2 protein-coding genes and 1 pseudogene are annotated in these 2,299 nt (G+C 59.2%); all 3 read right to left on the bottom strand.

Features of this window, described 5'->3' with window-relative positions; translation table 11 throughout:
• Positions 1-313 (bottom strand): hypothetical protein (locus tag G4L39_RS09375; protein ID WP_205880914.1); only part of this gene is annotated, 313 nt, incomplete at its 3' end.
• 420 nt (positions 314-733) lie between these two features.
• The gene (locus G4L39_RS09370) at positions 734-1,210 is read right to left on the bottom strand and encodes a carboxypeptidase-like regulatory domain-containing protein (RefSeq protein ID WP_165107728.1); all 477 of its coding nucleotides are present in this window, start codon (positions 1,208-1,210) and stop codon (positions 734-736) included.
• A gap of 746 nt (positions 1,211-1,956) precedes the next feature.
• Positions 1,957-2,299, bottom strand: a pseudogene (locus G4L39_RS09365) (RHS repeat-associated core domain-containing protein); the annotation flags it as partial.

Below are 2,299 nucleotides of genomic sequence, written 5' to 3'. Positions count from 1 at the left end.
CCACCCGACGCCGATCCACACCGCCCCAGCTCATCACGCGCACCAGCCGGTTCTCAGCATCCCAACTGTACAACCACCGACCATCCCGGACAAGATTCCCGTCCAGGTCGTAGTTCATCAACTCCGGCGTCTGCACCACCACCGCCGTCCGCACCTCGCTCTGCAACCGGTCCGGATTCCCCCGCACCACCCCCAGGTTCGTCACCACCACCCCCACCGCACCCGTCGCATTGTTCACCCACACCTCCCCATACCAGTACCGACCCTGCCGAATCACCGGCGCCCAGTCGTTGGTTCCCCACCACAACGTCACCGTCGCTCCCTCGACCGCCTCCCCCGACACTCCCACCACCCCCGGCACCGTCCGACTCGTGTACTGGTTGAGCCGGTTGACCGTGTTGCTGCTCCACCGCAGACTTCAAGCCGGCGCGTCCTTACCAAAACCAGGAAGCTGGAGTGCTTATGGCCATGTTTTGCCGTCGGTAGCAACCCGTTGCCAGAGCCGTGCGAAGACTGGTGGTCCTTCGCAGCCAGAGGGGAAGACACCGGGTGGCTGAATCGTCTTTGGGGCCGGCGGCCCGTGCGTAGCCCTGCCCGAGGTCCGAACACAAAGGAGCCGCTCGAACCAACGGGTGCAGGGGCGAAGGGTGAGACGCTCCGGCTCCGGATGATTCGCACTCCGCAGCCATAGCGGCCCGCTCGAGTACGTGCGACAGGGGCGAGGATGTCCCACTCAGTTCGGCGCAGCCTCCGCGCCTATAGATTCCCCAAGACCTGTTTGGCTAGGCAGCCTTCGTTTCGGCTTCAACTCGATCAGCAGATTCGTCACGATGAGGGGGCGGCTCTCTCGGTTGCTGAAACGCCAAGGTCCCTCTTCGTCGTAACCTTCGTAATTGAATGTAAGCGATATGTAGGCGCCGAAGCAAAACACACTGAACCCGCCATCAGCATCAGTATTTACAACGTAGTTCGTGGAGTATAAGGGTTTCCCACGCAACTTATGGTCGCTCGTTATGGCTTCGTGACACTGCACATGGACTTCCACATCCGATAGGGGGCGTTTTGAGAAAGCATCCACAACCATGCCTGAAACCCGGAACGCACAATTATACGTCCAATACTTCTTGGTCCACATTCCCGCGTAAAACCAGAGGCCCACAAAAGCGGCTGCGAGAAGGATTGCTAAAGCAATAGACTTCATCGTGGCCACACCGACTCCACGTGCTTCGGATACTGTGTGCGTTCGGCACAGGCCCTACACCCGGAAAGCGACGACGGCAGTGCGGGAGGGTCAAAACTGACATTGTATCCTGCGATCGCAAAACCAAGCCATTGTCCTGGCCTTTCCCAATCATTTCCCTCTCCATCATCGGCAAGGATTGGCTTTGCAAGCTTCCAACCTACCACGTATGCAATGAGGTCCATCGCTTTCATGCCGCATAAGCGCGCTGCCCAGCCGTACAACATGACGTTAACGTCCCATGCATCGTAGCAGCCACCCGCGACTGTCACCGTTCCCTCGCATGTTTTCTCATTGCCGCAATGCAGTTCGTTTCCCCAGGCCCACGTGATTGTCTCCATGTCCCAAGCCATATCAAAGCCGGGGACAGGAGCCCAAATGGGAGCGCATGCCATAATCTTGCCCCAAAAGCTTACATTACTATAACGTCTGAGAACGTCCTCGAACGTAAGCCGCGACGCGCGGTCAATTGCCCGTCCGCAATGCCAGCGCGAACAGACCTTTTCAAGTCCTAAGTAATCATTGTGGCGGATCGGCGCATTGCCAACAAAAATGTATGCACGATGATCGACGGTCTCTACACGCTCCCGACGCACCAACAAGCGCGACCCTATGATAGCTATCTGTGGCCTTAGTGCATATTCTTGATAAGCACGCTCCTCGATAGGATCCCTAGTCACCCACCGCCCTATGCTGGGTGAGTAGGCGCGGTCTTCCTACAGCACCAGGCCCGTGCCGTGCTCCGTCCGCTTCGTGCTGAACCGGAACAAATTCGAGGCCGCCGCAGCGCCCGTCAGCCGCAAAGGCTCCCCAAACGGACCATACTCGTACCGCGCAGTCTCGGTACCGGTGCTCGCGGAGACCAGGGTCCACACGTTCCCGTTGCCGTCGTACGTCACAAAGTGCACCCCCGCAGCAGGCCCGCCGCTCAACCGCACCCACAACAACCCGCCCACACCACCCGCTCCGCCCAGGCTTTCCGAGAGATCCAATCCCCACACGTACGACCGCACCAGCGCACCGTTCGTCCCGTTCAGCTCCGCAATGTGACGACCGAAC

The sequence above is a fragment of the Limisphaera ngatamarikiensis genome (genome assembly GCF_011044775.1).
Lineage (GTDB): Bacteria > Verrucomicrobiota > Verrucomicrobiia > Limisphaerales > Limisphaeraceae > Limisphaera > Limisphaera ngatamarikiensis.
Note: the sequence above shows the minus strand (reverse complement) of the source record. Positions and strands in the feature narration are given on the sequence as shown.